Source organism: Micromonospora sp. NBC_01655 (assembly GCF_026339755.1).
Taxonomy (GTDB): Bacteria; Actinomycetota; Actinomycetes; order Mycobacteriales; family Micromonosporaceae; genus Micromonospora.
The window spans coordinates 4,002,790-4,020,600 of sequence record NZ_JAPEQF010000001.1; the positions used below are offsets into that span (position 1 = coordinate 4,002,790).

The window sequence follows — 17,811 nt, forward strand, 5'->3', positions numbered from 1 at the left end:
GATGCGAGTCGATTGCTGCCTTACGGGCCGCATCGGCCGATCGGTAGAGTGCCCCCGTGACGGTTTTCCGGATCGGCGAGGCGGCCGAACTGCTCGGCGTCAGCACCGACACGGTGCGGCGCTGGGTCGACGCCGGCCGCCTCGCCGCCACCCGCGACGGGCACGGCCACCGGGTGGTCGACGGCGCCGACCTGGCCGCGTTCGTCCGCGCCGCAGCCGCCGCACCCGAGGAGCACGCCGAGCTGTCGTCGGCCCGCAACCGGCTGCGCGGCATCGTCACCGCCGTGGTCAAGGACGCCGTGATGGCCCAGGTCGACATCCAGGCCGGGCCGTTCCGGATCGTGTCGCTGATGAGCCGCGAGGCGGTCGACGGCCTGGGCCTCCAGGTCGGCTCGGTCGCCGTCGCGGTGATCAAGTCGACCACGGTCGTGGTGGAGCGGCCGGCCCCGTGCCCCCCGCGAGGAAGGACCGCCCCGTGACCGCACGCTGGAACCACAGGACCCGTTGGACCCGCGCCGCGCTGGCCGGGGCGGTCGCCCTGGCCCTCGCCGTCACCGGCTGCGCCGACGAGCTCGACCCGTCCGCGGGCGGTGCCGGCGACGGGGTACGCGGCCCGGTGACCGTCTTCGCGGCGGCGTCGCTGACCGAGTCGTTCACCCGGCTGGGCACCGAGTTCGAGACCGCCCACCCGGGCACGACCGTCACCTTCAGCTTCGCCGGCAGCTCCGCCCTGGCCACCCAGGTCAACCAGGGCGCACCCGCCGACGTGTTCGCCGCCGCGTCGCCGGCCACCATGCGGGCGGTCACCGACGCCGGCAACGCCGACGGCTCGCCGGTCACCTTCGCCCGCAACCAGCTCGTCATCGCCGTGCCGAAGGGCAACCCCAGGTCCGTGTCCGGGCTCGCTGACCTGGCCCGCTCCGGCACGAAGGTCGCGCTGTGCGCCCCGCAGGTGCCCTGCGGCGCGGCGGCCCGCACCGCCCTCGACGCCGCCGGCGTGCCGCTCACCCCGGTCACCCTCGAACAGGACGTCAAGGGCGCGCTGTCCAAGGTGCGCCTCGGCGAGGTCGACGCGGCGTTGGTCTACCGCACCGACGCCACCGCCGCCGCGTCCGAGGTGGACGCCGTGGAGTTCCCCGAGTCCGCCGAGGCCGTCAACGACTACCCGATCGTCGTGCTCCGGCAGGCCGGCAACCCGGCCGCCGCCCGGGAGTTCGTCGCGTACGTGCGGTCCGACCGGGGCCGCGCCGCGCTGAGCGCCGCCGGGTTCCAGCCCCCACGGGCCTGACCACCGGTGGTACGACCGCACCCGGCGCCGCCGCGCCGCCGCGTCCCCGGTCGGCGGATGCCCGTCGCCCTGCTCGTCCCGGCCGGGCTCGGGCTGATCTTCCTCGTCCTGCCCCTGGCCGGGCTGCTCGCCCACACTCCGTGGGCCACCCTGCCGCAGCGGCTGGCCGCGCCGGGGGTGCTCACCGCGCTGCGGCTGTCCCTGCTCACCGCCACCGTCGCCACGCTGGTCTGCGTCGTCCTCGGGGTACCCCTGGCGTGGCTGCTGGCCCGGGTGGAGTTCCCGGGCCGCCGGTTGGTCCGGGCGCTGGTCACCGTGCCGCTGGTGCTGCCGCCGGTGGTCGGCGGCGTAGCCCTGCTGCTGGTCTTCGGCCGGCGGGGCCTGCTCGGCGGCTGGCTCGACGCCACCTTCGGAATCACCCTGCCGTTCACCACCGCCGGGGTGGTGCTCGCCGAGGCGTTCGTGGCCATGCCGTTCCTGGTCATCGCCGTCGAGGGTGCGCTGCGTGGCGCCGACACCCGGTACGAGGAGGCCGCGGCCACCCTCGGCGCCGGCCGGTGGACCGCCTTCACGCACGTCACCCTGCCGCTGGTCGCCCCCGGCGTGGCCGCCGGGGCGGTGCTGTGCTGGGCCCGCGCCCTCGGCGAGTTCGGCGCCACCATCACCTTCGCCGGCAACTTCCCGGGCCGCACCCAGACCATGCCCCTGGCCGTGTACCTGGCCCTGGAGACCGACCTGGAGGCCGCGATCGTGCTCAGCCTCGTCCTGCTCACCGTCTCCGTGGCCATTCTCGCCGGGCTGCGCGACAAGTGGACGGCCGGCCCGTGACCGCCCCCGGCAATCCCCATCCGCTGCTGGACGCCCACCTCGTCGCCGACCGGGGCGGTTTCCACCTCGACGTCGCCCTGCGGGTGCGGGCCGGGGAGGTGGTGGCGCTGCTCGGCCCCAACGGGGCCGGCAAGACCACCGCGCTGCGCGCCCTGGCCGGCCTGCACCCGCTGGCCGCCGGCCATCTCACCCTCGCCGGGGCCGACCTCGACCGCCCCGACCGCCGGGTGTGGACCCCGCCGGAGCGCCGACCGGTCGGCGTCGTCTTCCAGGACTACCTGCTCTTCCCGCACCTGAGCGCCCGGGACAACGTCGCCTTCGGCCCGCGCCGGCGCGGCGCCGACCGGCGGGCCGCCCGGGCCGTCGCCGACGCCTGGTTGGCCCGGGTCGGCCTCGCCGGGTACGCCCGGAGCCGGCCCCGGCAGCTCTCCGGCGGGCAGGCGCAGCGGGTCGCGCTGGCCCGCGCCCTCGCCGTCGATCCCACCCTGCTGCTGCTCGACGAGCCGCTCGCCGCCCTCGACGCCCGTACCCGCCTGGACACCCGCGCCGAGCTGCACCGGCACCTCGCCGCCCACCCGGGCGCGACCGTGCTGGTCACCCACGACCCCCTCGACGCGCTGGTGCTCGCCGACCGGCTGGTCATCGTGGAGGGCGGCCGGGTCGTCCAGACCGGCGACGCGGCCACCGTCACCGCCCGCCCCCGCACCGACTACGTCGCCCGCCTGGTGGGGCTGAACCTGCACCGGGGCCACGCCGCCGGCCATCGGGTCCGGGTCGGCGGGTTGACCCTCACCGCCGCCGACAGCGTGACCGGCGAGGCGTTCGTGGCGTTCCCGCCGGCTGCTGTCGCGCTGCACCCCGCCCGGCCCGACGGCAGCCCCCGCAACATCTGGCTGGCCACCGTCGCCGGGGTGCAGCGGCACGGTGACAATCTGCGCGTCCAGCTCGACGGGCCGCTGCCGGTCGCCGCCGACGTCACCCCGGCCGCCGCCGCGCAACTGCGGCTGGTTCCCGGCCGGGCGGTGTGGGCGGCGGTCAAGGCCGCCGAGACCCGCGCGTACCCGGTGGGGGCGCCGACCGCGCGGGACGGCGACCCGGCGGCACCGGGGTCGCCGGGTGCCGCCGGGTCGCCGTGATCTGACGCGGGATCAGCTCGCGGTGCAGGACGGGGTATCCGACGGCGGGGTGCCGGTGCCCTGGAAGCCGAACTCGGTCGACTGCCCGGCGGTGAGCTGGCCGTTGTAGGCGACGTTGCCGAACCGGACCGTCCCGGTGCTGCCGCTGTTCTGCGCGTTCCACGCGTTGGTGACCGCCGTGCCCGCCGGCAGCGTGACGGTGGCCGCCCAGCCGTTGGTGCCGGCCGAGCCGGCCGTCACCCGCACCGTCGCCACGAAGCCCCCGGTCCAGGTCTGCAGGGACAGCGACGCCGTGCAGCCGGTGCCGGGCGGCGGGGTGGTCGGGGGAGCGGTGGTCGGCGGGGCGCTGGTCGGCGGGGTGGTGCCGCCGTTCAGCGCGTCCAGCGTCGCGGTGTACGCGGCCTTCTTGTTGCCGTTGCCGTCGAACAGCAGCGGGGTGCCGCTGGCCCGCCAGGAGTCGGTGTCCCGGATGCCCCACACCGAGATGCCGGTGCAGCGGGACACCGCCAGGCAGGCCTTGGTGACGCTGGCGAACGAGTTGGCCTGCGCGGTGCCGGAGCCCTCGATGTCCAGCTCGGTGATCTGCACGTCGAGGCCGAGGTTGGCGAACCGCTGGAGGTTCGCCTGGTAGTCCGCCGGCACCGGCGACGCGCTGTTGAAGTGCGACTGGAAGCCGACGCAGTCGATCGGCACGCCCCGGGCCTTGAAGTCGGAGACCATCGCGTACACCGCGTTGGACTTCGCGTTCTGCCCGTCGGTGTTGTAGTCGTTGTAGCAGAGCTTCGCGCCGGGGTCGGCGGTGCGGGCGGTGCGGAACGCCACCTCGATCCAGTCGTTGCCGGTGCGCTGGAGGTTCGAGTCGCGCCGGGCGCCGCTGCCGCCGTCGGCGAAGGCCTCGTTGACCACGTCCCAGGAGTGGATCTTGCCCCGGTAGTGGGTGGCGACCTGGGTGACGTGGTTGACCATCGCCGCGCGCAGCGCGCTGCCGCTGAGGTTCTGCGCCCAGCCGGGCTGCTGGGAGTGCCAGGCCAGCGCGTGACCCCGGACCCGCATGCCGTTGGTCTGGGCGTGGCCGACGATGCGGTCGGCGTTGGTGTAGTTGAACTGGCCCTGGGACGGCTCGGTCGCGTCCCACTTCATCTCGTTCTCGGGGGTGACCATGTCGAACTCGCGGTTCAGGATCCCGACGTACGTGGAATCCGACAGCTTGTTCGCCGCCACCGCCGTGCCGAAGTAGCGGCTCTTCTCGGCCGCTGCAGTGGCGAGGGTGGTGCCGGCGCTGGCCGCGGTGGCCAACGCCAGCACCATGCCGGCGGCCACGGTGCCGACCGCGGCGGAGACCAGCGCCGCGCGTCGGCCCGTTCGGACCCTGGCGTTTCCGCGGTCGTGGAGTGCTGAGCTGCTCATGCCTGACTGCCCTCCGAGGGATCGAAGTCGTCGCGCGGCCGACGACATCAGCGAATTTCGATACAGGTTATCGAGAAGTTTCGGAAAGCTCTAGTCCGACATTTGGCGGTCATGCACGGCCGACGGATACCGAAACTTTCGGACCCTGCCTCGTCAGGGAACAGTCAGCCGCGCCGCCAGCGGGGCCGGCCCGCTCAGAGCACCTGGGACAGGAAACGGCGCAGCCGGGGGTGCTCGGGACGCTCGAAGATCGCCGCCGGCTCGCCGGCCTCCAGCACCACTCCGCCGTCCATGAACGCCACGGTGTCGGCGACCTCGCGGGCGAAGCCCATCTCGTGGGTCACCACCACCATGGTCATGCCGCCCGCCGACAGCTCCGCCATGATGCCCAACACCCCCTTGACCAGCTCCGGGTCCAGGGCCGAGGTCGCCTCGTCGAAGAGCATCACCTGCGGCTGCAACGCCAGCGCCCGGGCGATCGCCACCCGCTGCTGCTGCCCGCCCGACAGGTGTGCCGGCCGGGCGTCGGCCCGGCCGGCCAGCCCGACCCGTTCCAACTCGGCGCGGGCCACCTGCGCGGCCTCGTCCTCGCCGAGCCGCTTGAGCCGGCGCAGCGCCAGGGTGATGTTGCGCAGCACCGTCATGTGCGGGAAGAGGTTGAACTGCTGGAACACCATGCCGACCCGCTGGCGCAGCGCGTCCGGGTCGTCGCCCAGCACGCTGCGCCCGTCCAGCAGCACGTCCCCGCGGTCCGGCTCGATGAGCCGGTTGATCGTGCGCAGCAGGGTGGACTTGCCCGACCCGGACGGCCCGATGACGCAGGCCGTGCCGCCCCGGCCGACGTCCAGGCTCGCGCCGCGCAGCACCCGGTTGGCGCCGAAGGCGAGGTGAACGTCCCGCACGCTCAGGCTCACCGGGGTCGTCGTGCCGGTCGCGGTGCTCATCGCTCATCCCTCTCCGTCACGCGGGCGGCGGCGTCGCCGGGCAGCGCGTTCTGCCCGGCGAGCGCCAGCGCGTCGTCGTCCTCGGCCGCCGTGGCCGGCCGGCCCTGCCGCAGCCGCCGGTCGATCCAGTTCACCGCGTGGGTCAGCGGCACGGTCAGCGTCAGGTAGCACAGGCCCGCCAGCAGCAGCGCCGATTCGTTTCCGGTGGTCGCCGCGTGGTCCTGCCCGATCCGGAACAGCTCCCGCTGGCTGGCCACCAGGCCGAGGAAGTAGACCAGGCTGGAGTCCTTGATCAGGGCGATGAGCTGGTTCACCCAGGCCGGCAGCACCCGGCGGACCCCCTGCGGGATGATCACCAGCCGCATCGCCTCGCCCCAGGAGAACCCCAGCGCCCGGGCCCCCTCCAGTTGGGCGGCCTCCACGCTCTGGATGCCGGCCCGGAAGATCTCCCCGATGTAGGCCGCCGCGATCAGCGACAGCGCCAGGATGCCCAGCGGGTACGGGTTCGGCCCCCACACCTGCATGCCCAGCGGCGCGAGGCCGACGCCGATGAGCAGGATCGTCGCCGCCGCCGGCAGGCCGCGGAAGACGTCCGTGTACACCCGCGCCGGCCAGCGCAACCAGCGGGTACGCGAGATGCCCGCGACCGCCAGCAGCATGCCCAGCAGCGAGCCGAGCAGGGCGGCCGAGATCGCCAGGATCAGCGTGTTGGGCAGCCCGACGGTCAACATCTCGGGCAGCGCCGCACGCATGGAGTCCCAGTCGAAGAAGGTCTCCCACAGGGTGCTCAGTGGATCCATCAGTCGTCTTCCCGTCCGCCCCGCTCGCCGGTCATCCGTACCGTCGGCTCGTCGTCGCCCGTGCCGTCATGTCCGCGTACTCAGGAGGACGCCGACGGCGCGGCCGACCCGGACGGTGCCGGCACCCTGCCGCTGCCCGGCGTGAAGTCCGCCGGGACCGGGCGGCCCGGGTAGTACTGGCCCTGCAACCGGCTCCACGTGCCGTCGGCGATGACCTCGTCGAGGCCCTTGTCCAGCGCCGCGCGCAGCGGGTCGTTGCCCTTGGCCACCGCGTACGCGGTCGGGGCCGGGCTGAGCTGCTTCGCGGCCACCGTGATCTTGCCGCCGCTGTCGGCGGCCGACTTCTCGCCGATCTCGGCTGGGGCGATCCACGCGTCGGAGGTGCCGGCCCTGAGCTGGTTGAGCGCGGCGTTGTAGTCCGGCACCCGCACCGGGTTCAGGTTCTGGCCGGTGGCGTAGTCGTCCTGCACGGTGCCCTGCACGACCACCACCCGCTTGCCCGCGAGCTGGTCGAAGCCGGTGATCGGGGAGCCGGCCGGGACGTCCAGGCCGAAGTAGCCGAAGTCGTAGCCGTTGCCGAAGTCGACGGTCTTCTTCCGCGCCTCGGTGATGGTGATCGAGGAGCTGCCGACGTCGAACTTGCGGTTGTTGACCTGGGACAGCAACGCGGAGAAGTCGGTGCCGACGAACTCCACCGTCAGGCCGAGCTTCGCCGCGACGGCGGTGAGCAGGTCGTTGTCGAATCCGGTGAACTTTCCGCCCTTCAGGTACACGTTCGGCGGCGCGTCGGTGAGGGTGCCGGCCCGCAGCACGCCGGGCTGGACCAGGCCGTACGGGTTGTCGGCGGTGGCCGAGGTGTCGTCGCCGCAGGCGGTGAGGGTGGTCGCGCCGAGCACGGCCGCGACGCCCAGCACGGCGAACCTGGTCAGGGCAGGGAGGAATCGCACAGGTGTCTCCTGGGATAGGGCGGCGCGCGGACGGCACGCCGCCGGCCGCGGCCGGCCGGTGGGCGGGCCGCGGAAGGGGCTACGGAAGAGGGGTGGCGCTCAGCGCGCCGCGGGACGGTGACAGCCGTCGCTGCACACCCGCATCAGGTCCACGTGCCGGCGTCTGATCAGCGCGGGACGGGGTGGTGACGCAGCCGGGGCCGCGCACGCGGCACCGGGCGGAACGCAGGAACGAGCAGACATGGTTCTCCAGGGTCGGTGTTGACCTGGGGACCAGGCCACGCTTGCACCGGTGACACTCCGGTGCCTGGTCTTCACCCGGGGCACCCCACCGCGGAGGAGGGTTGCCGGCCAGCGAGCCGGGGCTTGACGCTGGCGCTCATGACCTGGTGGGAAGCCTAGCAACGGCACCGGGTGGGGCGTCCAGTCGTTATGACCACGCTCACCCCGGGTGGGCTCCGGGCGGCACGTCGGACGTCGCCCTCGCGGCGGTGACCGCCGCCGACCGGTCAACGGGGCCAGGCCGGCGCCGGGGCCAGGGAGTACGACCACGTGGTGCTGGTCGAGCCGGCGGACATCGTGGCCGCCGAGGCGCGCGGGCCGCACCGGCTGTACGTGGCCCTGACCAGGGCGGGGTCCCGGCTGAACATCGCCCACCACGGGCCCTGCCGGTGGCGCTGCGCGGCTGACCGGTCGGCGCGTCGCCCCGTGTCCGGCCGCGTCGTCCGGTCGCCCGGATGTGAGTGGTGGGGCGGGACCCCGCCCGGGCCCGCCCCACCACGTCCGTGGGCCCGGTCAGCCGGCCTGGAACGACTGGCGGACCACGCCGCCGACGAGCGCGCACCAGGTGCTCGTGCTGAGCTTGCCGTTCGGGTGCAGGCCGTGCAGCCGCTGGAGGTCCTGGACGGCCTGCATGGTCGCGTGGTCGAACTCGCCGGTCACCGTGACGTCGGCGTAGCCCTTCGAGTTGAGGATGAACTGCACGGCGCTGACCGGGGCGCCGGTGGCGTGCTTGTCCAGCTCGGGCGCGAGGGTCTCCCAGGTCGGCCCGGTGAGGGTGGCGTCGACGTCGACCGGGATGCCGTTGCGGGCCTGCCAGTCCTGCACGGCGGCGACGGTCGCGGCGTCGAACGTGCTGTTCACCGGCACGACGTAGCCGCGGTGGGTGAGCAGGTACTGCGCCACCCGCACGGTCGGGGAGTTGACGAACCGCCACAGGTCCGGCCAGCGGCGGGCCGGCACGTCACCGATGCTGGTGCCCAACTCGCGGAAGACCCGCCGGCGCAGCTCGGGGAACTGCCGGTAGAACGCCGCTCCCGGGCACGCGGTGGTGCGGAAGTCCCAGTGGCCGAAGATGTCGTGGGCGTGCAGGCCGTACTGGCGGCCGATCGTGGCGCAGAGCCTGACCAGCGAGTCCAGTAGTTCCTGGGGTGGGGTCTCGGTGACGTACGTGCCCTCGTTCTCGATGCCGATGGCCCGGCCGTTCTCCCCGGGGCAGTGCGCCGAGATCATCTGCCGGTCGCCGGCGGCCAGCCGGTCGAGGCTGCCGCGCCGGCCCTCCAGCACGTGCCCGCCCCGGCTGACGGTGAAGTGCTGGCCGGTGTCCGACCAGCCGTTGCCGTCCATGTGCAGGTTCTGGCAGTCCCGGGCCAGCTTCACGGCCTGTTCCCGCGAGTAGTCGGTGACGTTCGGGAACGCCATGTGGTGCACGATGATCTTGTTGGTGGCGATGGCGCTGACCGACAGCGGGTCGGACGGCGGTCGGGCGCCCCACTCGTCGCAGCCGATGATCCAGTCGACGTCCGCTCCGGACGCGGCCTGTGCGGCGGCGGGGAACGCGAGTTCCGTGCCGACGACGGCGACGGCCGCCGCGCCGAGTCCGGCCCGCAACAGGGTGCGGCGGTCCAGCTCGGGGTGGTCGAAGTGCATGGCATCTCCTCTGTGGCCGACGACGGGCAGAGTGAAAAGGAGCTACAGGAGCAAAGCGTGAGGTGGAGGATATTGCCAACCGGCGCGCAGCGCCAGAGGTGGTGGAGGGGGAGTCGCCGGCCATGCCGGCTGCCGACGGGCCGGCCGCGCCCTATGCACTAGCCTCCTAGGATGCCTTAGGGGAAGTGCTCGCCACCACAGTCGAGCCGTCCGGCACTCGCCGGAAGAAAGGCCGACGTCCGGCGCGGGGGATGCAACCGTTGCGCCGATGGCGGGCTGGACATCGGCCGCCACAATGAGCGGCGTCCCTGTGTGCCGGGCCGCTGTCCGCAAGAGCCGTGGAGACCGTCCAATGAGTGGGAACAGCTGGCGGGTGTCCGGCTATACCGAGGTACGCGAGCTGGGCTCGGGTGCGTCCGGGCGGGTGGTGCTCGCCACCCACGACGCGACCGGCACCCCGGTCGCCGTGAAGTACCTCGTCGGCGTCCTCGGCGCGGACCCCGCCTTCCGCGACCCCTTCCGAGCCGAGGCCCGGCTGCTGGCCGACATCGACGATCCGCACGTCTCCCGGCTCTACGAGTACGTGGAGTCGACCGCGGGCGCGGCGATCGTGATGGAGCTGGTCAACGGGGTCTCGCTGCGGCAGATGCTGCGCGCCAACGGGCCGACCGGGCCGCAGGCCGCGCTCCGCGTCCTCAAGGGGTCTCTCGCCGGGCTCGCCGCCGCGCACGCGCGGGGGGTGGTGCACCGCGACTACAAGCCCGAGAACGTGCTGGTCACCGCCGAGGGGGAGAGCAAGCTCGCGGACTTCGGCATCGCCATGCCGGTGGGTCGGGAGTCGGCCACGATGGTGACCGGCACGCCCCGCTACATGGCCCCGGAGCAGTGGACGGGCGCGGCAGCCTCCCCGGCCTGCGACATCTACGCCGCCACGGCCACCTTCTTCGAGTGCCTGACCGGTCACCCCCCGTACGACGGTCGCAGCCTGCTGGCCCTGCGCGAGCAGCACGCGTACGCGCCGATCCCCACCGATCCGGCCCCGCCGCCGGTGCACGAGCTGCTGCGCTGGGGGATGGCCAAGTTGCCCGCCGAGCGACCCCAACCGGCACACGTCTTCCTCGGCATCCTGGAGCAGATCGCCACCGAGGGGTACGGGGCGGACTGGGAGGAGCACGGGGGCCGCGAGCTGGCCCGGCGGGCCGCCCTGCTGGCCGCGCTGTTCCCGTTCCCCGACGCCTCGGGCGGCGGCACCAGCCTGGCCAGCACGGTCCTCGTGCCGGACGGCAGCCCGGGCACGGGCCGGCAGATCCGCACCGGTCGACGCATGCGCACCGGGCGGGCCCGTCCGGCCCTGATCGGCGGGGCCCTGGCCGCGGCCGTGCTGGTCGGCGGGGTCGGCTGGCGGTACGCCTCCGGCGGCGAGCCCGACGTGGTGGCCGTGGTGGACGACGCCGCCCCGGTCGTCGCGCCGGCGGCGGTCGACCCGGCGTCCGGCTCCGCCGCGCCGCCGTCGGTCACGCCGACCCCGACGGAGGCCACGCCGACCCCCTCGGCCGTCGCCCCGACCACCGGCGGCCCGACGACCGCCGTGCCGACGTCCCGGCCCCCGTCGCCGACGGGTCGACCCACCCGGACGGCGACGCCCACCGCGTCGGCGGGCAGCACCCCGTCGGCGCCCCCGCCGGACGTCACCGCTCCCACGGTCGGGTCGCCGAGCATCAGGTCGATCACCCTGGAACCGAGGGGCTGCCCGTACGGGGCGACGTCGACCCCGGTCACGGTGACGGTCACCGACGACCGGTCGGCCGCCGACGCGCTGCGGGTGTCGTTCCGCTACACGGCCGGCGGGCAGTCCGCCACGGTGGTCATGTCGTCGGTCGGCAAGGGCGTGTTCGAGGGCACCCTCGGCCCGTTCGACCGGCCCGCCGACGGCATCCGGATCCCGGTGCAGGTCACCGCCGTCGACGCGGCGGGCAACTCCGCCGGGTCGGGCGGGGCGGCGTACGTGAGCCTGCAGCCGTTCTGCACGCCGGGCTGACCGGGCGGCGGACGACGATGTGGGAAGGCTGGCGATGAACGATCCGAACGAGCCGACGGCGGCGCTGCCCCCGGGCAGCGCGCTGCCCGGGACGCCGTCCGTTCCGGGGCGGCCGGGCCCGGGGGAGCCGACCGCCGATCTGGGCAGGACGGTGGATCTCGGCCGGACCGTCGGGCTGGGCAGCACGGTCGGGCTGGGCGGCACGGTCGCGGCGGGCGGGACGTGGCCGCCCGGGCCGGGAGAGCCGGACGCGACGATCGCGACGTGGGGCCGGGCCGGCTCCGCGCGTACCGCCGGGGGCCTCACCGATCCCACGATCGTGGCCGGCGCGGCCGGGAGGCCCGCACCGGCCACGGCGGCCGGGCCGACCGTCGGCGGGGCGCTGCCACCCGGCGGCCCGGCCGCCGCCGGGCCCCCGGGCGAGGTGCGGTTCGGGCCGGGAGTGCCGGCCGTCGCGCCGGCCGCCCCCGCCTGGCGGCAGCCGGGTCCGGCCCGGCGGCCCCGGTCGGTGTGGCGGCGGGTCGTCTCGGCGCTGTCCACCCTGGTCACCGTGGCATTGGTGGTGGTGGTCGGGCTGTTCGTCTGGCAGCGGCTCAGCCCGCTGGGGATCGAAGGGGTCACCGTGGCGGTGACCGAGCCCGCCGGCAACCGGTGCGACGTGACGGTGCTGGTGGTCGCGACGGTGCGCACCAACGGCAACGCCGGCACGATCCGCTACCAGTGGCTGCGCTCCGGCGCGGCGCCTGGGGCGCTGGTCGGCGAGCGGGTCGGGCGGGGACAGCGGACGGTGACGCTGCCGCTGAAGTGGTCCTTCAGCGGGGTGGGCGCGACGCGGGAGACGGCGACGGTCAACATCGTCGAGCCGGCGCCAATGCAGGCCGGCACCGAGGTCCGGTACGGCTGCCGGCGGAGCTGACGGCGGCCCGCGCCAGGGGCGGCGGTGTTTCCGCGCGGGGCGGCCGGGGTAGACCCGACGGATCCGTTTGCGGCCCCTGGTGTGAAGGACCCTTCGATGAGAGACAACTTCGGTGACGCGGTGGGGGACGCCCTGCGCGCAGTGCTGCTGTTCCTGCCCAAGGCCCTCGGTTTCGTGGCGATCCTGGTGGCCGGTTGGCTGGTCGCGAAGGCCGTGCTGAAGGTCGTGGACAAGGTGTTGGAGCGGGTCGGCTTCGACCGGGCGGTCGAGCGCGGTGGGGTCAAGGCCGCGCTGGCCCGGTCCCGGTACGACGCGAGCGACATCGTGGCGAAGCTCGCCTACTACGGGGTGCTGCTGGTGACGTTGCAGCTCGCCTTCGGTATCTGGGGCCCGAATCCGATCTCGGACCTGATCGCCGGGGTGATCGCGTGGCTGCCCCGGGCGTTCGTGGCGATCGTGATCGTGGTGGTCGCGGCGGCGATCGCGCACGCGGTGAAGGACATCATCAGCAGCGCGCTGGGCGGCCTGTCGTACGGGCGGGTGCTGGCGACGATCGCGTCGGTGTTCATCCTCGGGCTGGGTGTCATCGCGGCGCTCAACCAGATCGGCGTGGCGACCGCGGTGACCACGCCGGTGCTGGTCGCGGTGCTGGCGACCGTCGGTGGCATCCTCGTCGTCGGCATCGGCGGCGGGCTGGTCCGTCCGATGCAGAGCCGGTGGGAGTCGTGGCTGAGCCGGGCGGAGCGGGAGTCGCAGTTGATCGCGACGCACGCGCGGGCGTACCAGGCGGGTCGGCGGGACGTGGCGGACCGGCTGGCGGCGCCGGGCCCGGCGACCGGGGACGCCGAGCGGGCCCGGCCGGTGGTCCCGACGGGCGATGACCCCGACCGGACGCAGGTGGTGCCGAGGGAGCCTGCCGACGACCCCGACCGGACGCAGGTGGTCACGGCCGGCGGTGACCCTGACCGGACGCAGGTGGTGCCGCGGCTGACCGGCGACGGGATGGAGCCCACCGAGCCGGTGACCCCGTCCGCCGGGTCGGAGCCCTCCCGGCCGACCTCGGCGTACCCGCAGCGTGCCGGCGAGCACGACCGGTCGACGGGCGACGCCACGGTGGTCATTCCCCGGCCGGACGGGGACGCCGCCAACCGCTGACGCGGCACGGCGCGGGGTGGCCGGGCCCTCTCCACCCCGCGCCGCCGTTGGCCCTGGCTGGTCCCGTCCCGTCCCGCGCTGTGCGCCGGGGCGCGCCGGGGTTGCCTGGCGGCGCTGTGCCCGGGACCGGCGCTGCGCCCGGGCCGGCCGCCCGGCGGGCGGCGTCGCCCGCCGCTGCCGGTTATGATCGCGGGCATGACCTGGCGATGTTGATCCGCCGCTGACGACCGCTGCCGCGGGCCGCCACGGACGCCGTAACTCCGGTGTCCGTGCGCGTCCCCGTGGAAAGGTCTCATGGTTCTCATCTCCGCACGCGTGTCCGGCGGCGCCGTCCGCCGGCTGTCCGTCACCCTGTACGGCTACGCGTTCCTCACCGATTTCGTCCTGCTCTATCCGCTGTACGCGCTGTTGTTCAGCGACACCGGCTTGTCGCTGTGGCAGATCTCGTCCCTGTTCGTCGTCTGGTCGGTCGCGGGGGTGGTCCTCGAGTTGCCGTCGGGGGCCTGGGCCGACGCGGTGTCCCGCCGGTTGCTGCTCTGCCTGGCCCCGCTGTGCGCCGCCGCCGGCTTCGCCCTGTGGGTGTTGGTGCCGTCCTACCCGGCGTTCGCGGTGGGCTTCCTGTTGTGGGGCGCGGGTGGGGCGCTGCGCTCCGGCGCGCTGGAGGCGTTGGTCTTCACCGAGTTGGAGCGTCTCGGGGTGGCTGGCCGGTACGCCCGGGTGATGGGGCGGGCCCGGACGGCCGAGATGCTGGCGGTGGTGGCGTCGATCCTCGTGGCCGGGCCGGTGTTCGGCTGGGGCGGGTACCCGGCCGTGGGGGCGGCGAGCGTACTGGCCTGCCTGGCGGCGGCGGTGGTGGCCGCCGCGTTGCCCGGACGGCGCGCCCCCGGCGGGCCGGTGGACGCGGACGCCGGGCCGGGCTGGTGGGACAGCCTGCGGTCCGGGCTGGCCGAGGTCCGCGCCGACCGGCGGGTACGCGGCGCGGTGCTGCTGGTGGCGGTCGTGACCGCCGTGTGGGGGGCGGTGGACGAGTACGTGCCGCTGCTGGCCCGGGAGTCCGGGGTGACGGCGTCGACGGTGCCGCTGCTGGTGCTGATGGCGTGGGCGGGGGTGACCGTCGGCGGGCTGCTCGCGCCGGTGGGGGAGCGGTGGGGGCGGCGCGGCCTCGCCGGGTTGCTGGCGGTCGCCGCGCTGGCCCTGGCCGTGGGCGCGGGCGTCGGGCGGCCGGCCGGCTTCGTGCTGATCGGGGTGGCGTTCGCGGCGTTCCAGTTGGCGACGGTGCTGGTCGACGCCCGGTTGCAGGCCGGCATCACCGGGCCGGGCCGGGCCACGGTCACCTCGCTGGCCGGGATGGGTAGCGACCTGACGATCGTGCTGGTGTACGGCGGTTACGGCCTGGTGGCCACGGCGGCCGGCAACCGGTTGGCGTTCGTCTGGGCGGCGGTGCCCTACCTGGTGGTGGCGCTGGTGCTGGCCGTCGGACGGCGCGTCCGGCGGTGACGTCCAGGCGGGTTCCGCCGGCTCGTCGCTGGCCGGGTCAGGCCGGCGGGATGAGCCGCGTTCAGTCCGGCAGTGCGTCGAGGTAGGCCCAGCGGCCGTCCTCGCGGGTGAAGCGGCTGTGTTCGGTGAGCGTTCCGGGCTGTCCGCCCTCGCGGTAGTGGGCCCGGAACGCGACCGTGCCGGTGCTGTCGAGCAGCCCGCCGCGCTCGGTTCCGAGGATCTCCAACCGGGTCCACCGCTGCCCGGGGTCGAGGCGCAGCCGCGCGGGCCGGGTCGAGGAGTGCCAGCTGCGCAGCAGGTAGGCGGCGTCGCCGACGGCGAAGGCGCTGAACCGGGACCGCATCAGCGTCTCGGCGGTGGCCGCGTCCGCCGCGCCCCGGTGCAGCCGCCCGCAGCACTCCGCGTAGGGCTGGCTGGTCCCGCACGGGCAGGGTCCGTTCGCGTCCCGGGGTGCGCCAGCCCGGGTGGGTCTCTTCGCCACGTCCCCATCCTGCCCCAGCGGTCGGGGCACCCGGGCGCGGGCTCCTGGCTCTGTCCCGGCCGCTTCGCGTCGTGCCGCCGAGCCGAGGGTGTGGAGTTGGCTGATGTGCGACGACAAAGGGCCGGTCCCCGGGTGGGGGCCGGCCCTTTGTCGTGTGTGGGGTCAGGAGGTGGCGTAGCCGCGGGTGGCGATCCAGTCGGCGAGGTTGTCGATGGTGATCTGGTAGCTGGCCTGGTCGGGGTTGGCGGAGTCGGCGATGGTGACGGTGTTGCCGTTGTCGTGGTAGCCGACGACGCTGATGTAGTGGCCGCCCTCGAAGGAGTGGGTGGTGCCGGTGGTGTCGGTGGTGGTGCCGGCGATGTTCGCCACGACGGCGCGGCCCTGGTCGACGGTGCGCACGACGTCGGCGCGCAGGGTGTCGGTCTGCTTGGTGTCGGCCTTGCCGGTGGGCAGTTCGACGCTGCGGTAGGCGTCGTTCCTGCCGGTCTCCTTGTTCAGGACGGGAGTGATGTCGTTGATGGAGTCGGTGCCGTTCTCGGTGGTGCCCATCTCCCTGGCCATGGCGTCGACGCTGATGGCCTTGCCCTGCACCGACAGGGCGTTACGGGCGGCGGCGGGACCGCAGTAGTAGAAGTTGGGCTGCGCCTCGTAACGCACGTCGAGCTGCCGTTCCCCGCCAGTTTTACGATCGGCCTGCACGGTGGGAGCCTTCACCGCCGGGGCCGCGTGCGCGGCGACGGCGGGGGCGGCGATACCACCAGCGGCGGCGGCGAGAACACCAGCGGTCAGCGCGGTCCTACGGATCAGATCGGTACCCATGATGGCGTGCTCCTCTGCTCGGGGGACACACGACAACACAACCCCGAAGAGGGGCGACTGCCGCGAGAGAAAGAGATTCGGGGGACCAACCCGGCGGCCGGGGGCCTACTCGGGTCGTCCAGGGGGATGCAACGATCCCGCCGGGCCCCGCATTCCACCGGCACGAAGGCCGGAGAGCCGGGGCCTGCCCGGGCCGGGATCCGCCCGGGTGAACCATGTACAACACCCCCGCCCCCCGACCGATTCCACCGCCGGCGTGACCCCGCCCACAGGACCAAACCCCCCACACCACCCAAACCACCCAGCACCGACCCCCCAGACCCGGTGATCAAGAGGTTTACGTCAAGGGGGCGGCGAATCCTGACGCAAACCTCTTGATCAACGGGGACGGAAGCGGAGGGGAGCAGGCGGGGTGCCCCGTGTTGTGCGGGATGTTGCGGCATCGGAGCCCGCGAAAGGCCGCAACATCCCGCACAACGTGCTGATGTTGGGATGCGCTGCGCGGCTGGGCCGGGTCAGAGCCAGCCGGAGCGGCGGAACAGTCGGTGCAGGGTCAGCCCGGCCGTCGCCATCAGCAGTAGCGCCGCCGGGTAGCCGTAGCGCCAGTTCAGTCCGGGCATGTTGGCGAAGTTCATGCCGTACATCCCGGCGACGGCGGTCTGGGCGGCGGCGATCGCCGCCCACGCGGCGATCTTGCGCATGTCGTTGTTCTGCTCGACGGCCAACTGCGCCAGCCGGGACTGGAGGATCGAGTTGAGCAGGTCGTCGTACGCGCCGACCCGGTCCACGGCTCGGGCCAGGTCGCTGTCCACGTCGGCGAACCAGCGGCGCAGGGCCGGGGGCGGGCCGTCGGGCTGCTGCCCGAGCAGCACCCGCATCGGCGCCTGCAACGGCAGTACCGCCCGCTTGAACTCGACGATTTCCCGCTTGAGTTGGTAGATCTGCTGGATGTCGGCGGACCGGTCGCGGGCGAAGACCGTCTCCTCCAGCCGCTCCAGGTCCGACTCGACGTGGCCGGCGACCTCCAGGTACAGCTCGACCATCCGGGCGCAGACCGCGTACGCCACCGCCCAGGGGCCCTCGGCCAGCACCGCCCGGCGGCGCTCGACGTCCTCGCGTACCGTGGCGAGCGCGCCGGCCGCGCCGTGCCGGACGGTGATGACGAACCGGTCGCCGAGGAACACCATCACGTCGCCGGTGTCGATCACCTCGGAGGTGTCGGTCAGTTCGGTGTGCGCGACGTAGCCGGCGGTGCGTAGCACCAGCAGCGTCACGTCGCCGTGCCGTTGCAGGGTCGGCCGGTGCCCGTCGGCGAGGGCCTGCGCGACGCTGTGCTCGTCGAGGCCGAAGGTGAGCCCGACCGCGGCCATCACCGCCGGTGCCGGGTCGTGCAGGCCGAGCCAGACGAACGAGCGTCGACTCCGGCTGCGCCGCGTGTACGCCTCGGTGTAGTGCGGGCGTCCCGGCTGGCGTCGTCCGTCGACGTAGACCGCGCAGTCGACCACGGCGTCCGGATTGGACCGCCCGCCGGCGGGCACGGCGACCGCGACCGGCCGGCTCCACGTACGGCGCAACAGGGCGGGCAGCCGCCCGAGCCATCGGGCCCGCACGGTTCGCTGGTCCACC

Annotated in this window: 16 protein-coding genes, 1 pseudogene and 1 riboswitch; of the genes and pseudogenes, 8 read left to right on the forward strand and 9 right to left on the reverse strand. The window is 74.2% G+C overall.

What is annotated here, in order from left to right; all coding sequences use genetic code 11:
* The first annotated feature begins 56 nt into the window (after positions 1-56).
* Genes OOK41_RS18365 through OOK41_RS18380 form a run of 4 tightly spaced genes read left to right on the forward strand, consistent with a single transcriptional unit; the run spans position 57 to position 3,252 of the window.
* Positions 57-479 carry a molybdopterin-binding protein gene (locus OOK41_RS18365; protein ID WP_266266068.1) on the forward strand — a complete coding sequence of 141 codons (423 nt, stop codon included), beginning with the start codon at positions 57-59 and terminating at the stop codon, positions 477-479.
* Positions 476-1,288 carry a molybdate ABC transporter substrate-binding protein gene (gene modA, locus OOK41_RS18370; RefSeq protein ID WP_266266069.1) on the forward strand — a complete coding sequence of 271 codons (813 nt, stop codon included), beginning with the start codon at positions 476-478 and terminating at the stop codon, positions 1,286-1,288. Before OOK41_RS18365 ends, modA begins: the two co-directional genes overlap by 4 nt.
* A gap of 57 nt (positions 1,289-1,345) precedes the next feature.
* Positions 1,346-2,116, forward strand: a complete 771-nt coding sequence (locus OOK41_RS18375) for an ABC transporter permease (protein WP_117672693.1) — start codon at positions 1,346-1,348, stop codon at positions 2,114-2,116.
* Positions 2,113-3,252 carry an ABC transporter ATP-binding protein gene (locus OOK41_RS18380; protein WP_266266070.1) on the forward strand — a complete coding sequence of 380 codons (1,140 nt, stop codon included), beginning with the start codon at positions 2,113-2,115 and terminating at the stop codon, positions 3,250-3,252. Before OOK41_RS18375 ends, OOK41_RS18380 begins: the two co-directional genes overlap by 4 nt.
* A 12-nt stretch (positions 3,253-3,264) precedes the next feature.
* On the opposite strand, the gene OOK41_RS18385 is transcribed toward OOK41_RS18380, so the two are convergent.
* From OOK41_RS18385 to OOK41_RS18410, 6 genes are all read right to left on the reverse strand, one after another.
* Complete coding sequence (locus OOK41_RS18385; RefSeq protein WP_266266071.1) at positions 3,265-4,659, reverse strand: endo-1,4-beta-xylanase; 1,395 nt, start codon at positions 4,657-4,659, stop codon at positions 3,265-3,267.
* Between the two features lie 194 nt (positions 4,660-4,853).
* Complete coding sequence (locus tag OOK41_RS18390; RefSeq protein WP_266266072.1) at positions 4,854-5,603, reverse strand: amino acid ABC transporter ATP-binding protein; 750 nt, start codon at positions 5,601-5,603, stop codon at positions 4,854-4,856.
* Positions 5,600-6,403, reverse strand: coding sequence for an amino acid ABC transporter permease (locus OOK41_RS18395; protein WP_266266073.1), 804 nt, complete (start codon positions 6,401-6,403; stop codon positions 5,600-5,602). Before OOK41_RS18395 ends, OOK41_RS18390 begins: the two co-directional genes overlap by 4 nt.
* 80 nt (positions 6,404-6,483) lie before the next feature.
* A complete protein-coding gene (locus OOK41_RS18400; protein ID WP_266266074.1) occupies positions 6,484-7,350 on the reverse strand; it encodes an ABC transporter substrate-binding protein in 867 nt (288 codons plus the stop codon).
* Between the two features lie 275 nt (positions 7,351-7,625).
* Positions 7,626-7,737: riboswitch (SAM riboswitch) on the reverse strand.
* Positions 7,738-7,859: 122 nt separating this feature from the next.
* On the reverse strand, positions 7,860-8,000 hold the full coding sequence (locus OOK41_RS18405) for a hypothetical protein (protein ID WP_266266075.1): 141 nt from the start codon (positions 7,998-8,000) through the stop codon (positions 7,860-7,862).
* 145 nt (positions 8,001-8,145) lie between these two features.
* Entirely contained in the window at positions 8,146-9,279 is a 1,134-nt protein-coding gene (locus OOK41_RS18410) for an N-acetylmuramoyl-L-alanine amidase (protein WP_266266076.1), read from the reverse strand.
* Between the two features lie 352 nt (positions 9,280-9,631).
* Here OOK41_RS18410 and OOK41_RS18415 point away from each other — a divergent pair, with 352 nt between their 5' ends.
* The 4 genes and pseudogenes from OOK41_RS18415 to OOK41_RS18430 all read left to right on the forward strand — a co-directional run bounded on the left by OOK41_RS18415 (position 9,632) and on the right by OOK41_RS18430 (position 14,885).
* On the forward strand, positions 9,632-11,317 hold the full coding sequence (locus OOK41_RS18415) for a serine/threonine-protein kinase (RefSeq protein ID WP_117672705.1): 1,686 nt from the start codon (positions 9,632-9,634) through the stop codon (positions 11,315-11,317).
* A gap of 34 nt (positions 11,318-11,351) precedes the next feature.
* Positions 11,352-12,233 (forward strand): hypothetical protein, encoded by an 882-nt coding sequence (locus tag OOK41_RS18420; RefSeq protein WP_266266077.1) that lies wholly within the window; start codon positions 11,352-11,354, stop codon positions 12,231-12,233.
* A gap of 96 nt (positions 12,234-12,329) precedes the next feature.
* Positions 12,330-13,049 (forward strand): annotated as a pseudogene (locus OOK41_RS18425) (hypothetical protein); the annotation flags it as partial.
* A 633-nt stretch (positions 13,050-13,682) separates the two neighbouring features.
* On the forward strand, positions 13,683-14,885 hold the full coding sequence (locus tag OOK41_RS18430; RefSeq protein WP_266266078.1) for an MFS transporter: 1,203 nt from the start codon (positions 13,683-13,685) through the stop codon (positions 14,883-14,885).
* Positions 14,886-14,946: 61 nt separating this feature from the next.
* Here OOK41_RS18430 and OOK41_RS18435 read toward each other — a convergent pair whose 3' ends face one another.
* From OOK41_RS18435 to OOK41_RS18445, 3 genes are all read right to left on the reverse strand, one after another.
* Positions 14,947-15,366, reverse strand: coding sequence for a YchJ family protein (locus OOK41_RS18435; protein ID WP_266266079.1), 420 nt, complete (start codon positions 15,364-15,366; stop codon positions 14,947-14,949).
* A 162-nt stretch (positions 15,367-15,528) separates the two neighbouring features.
* On the reverse strand, positions 15,529-16,185 hold the full coding sequence (locus tag OOK41_RS18440) for a C39 family peptidase (RefSeq protein ID WP_266266080.1): 657 nt from the start codon (positions 16,183-16,185) through the stop codon (positions 15,529-15,531).
* A 515-nt stretch (positions 16,186-16,700) separates the two neighbouring features.
* Positions 16,701-17,810: a magnesium and cobalt transport protein CorA gene (locus tag OOK41_RS18445; protein ID WP_117670337.1), complete on the reverse strand. Its 1,110-nt coding sequence runs from the start codon at positions 17,808-17,810 to the stop codon at positions 16,701-16,703.
* Between the last annotated feature and the right edge of the window lies 1 nt (position 17,811).

Bases quoted from the DNA above. Each gene is read 5' to 3' on its own strand.
- OOK41_RS18375 (WP_117672693.1), top strand. From the start codon at position 1,346: ATGCCCGTCGCCCTGCTCGTCCCGGCCGGGCTCGGGCTGATCTTCCTC.
- OOK41_RS18385 (WP_266266071.1), bottom strand. From the start codon at position 4,659: ATGAGCAGCTCAGCACTCCACGACCGCGGAAACGCCAGGGTCCGAACG.
- OOK41_RS18390 (WP_266266072.1), bottom strand. From the start codon at position 5,603: ATGAGCACCGCGACCGGCACGACGACCCCGGTGAGCCTGAGCGTGCGG.
- OOK41_RS18395 (WP_266266073.1), bottom strand. From the start codon at position 6,403: ATGGATCCACTGAGCACCCTGTGGGAGACCTTCTTCGACTGGGACTCC.
- OOK41_RS18405 (WP_266266075.1), bottom strand. From the start codon at position 8,000: ATGTTCAGCCGGGACCCCGCCCTGGTCAGGGCCACGTACAGCCGGTGC.
- OOK41_RS18410 (WP_266266076.1), bottom strand. From the start codon at position 9,279: ATGCACTTCGACCACCCCGAGCTGGACCGCCGCACCCTGTTGCGGGCC.
- OOK41_RS18415 (WP_117672705.1), top strand. From the start codon at position 9,632: ATGAGTGGGAACAGCTGGCGGGTGTCCGGCTATACCGAGGTACGCGAG.
- OOK41_RS18420 (WP_266266077.1), top strand. From the start codon at position 11,352: ATGAACGATCCGAACGAGCCGACGGCGGCGCTGCCCCCGGGCAGCGCG.
- OOK41_RS18430 (WP_266266078.1), top strand. From the start codon at position 13,683: ATGGTTCTCATCTCCGCACGCGTGTCCGGCGGCGCCGTCCGCCGGCTG.
- OOK41_RS18440 (WP_266266080.1), bottom strand. From the start codon at position 16,185: ATGGGTACCGATCTGATCCGTAGGACCGCGCTGACCGCTGGTGTTCTC.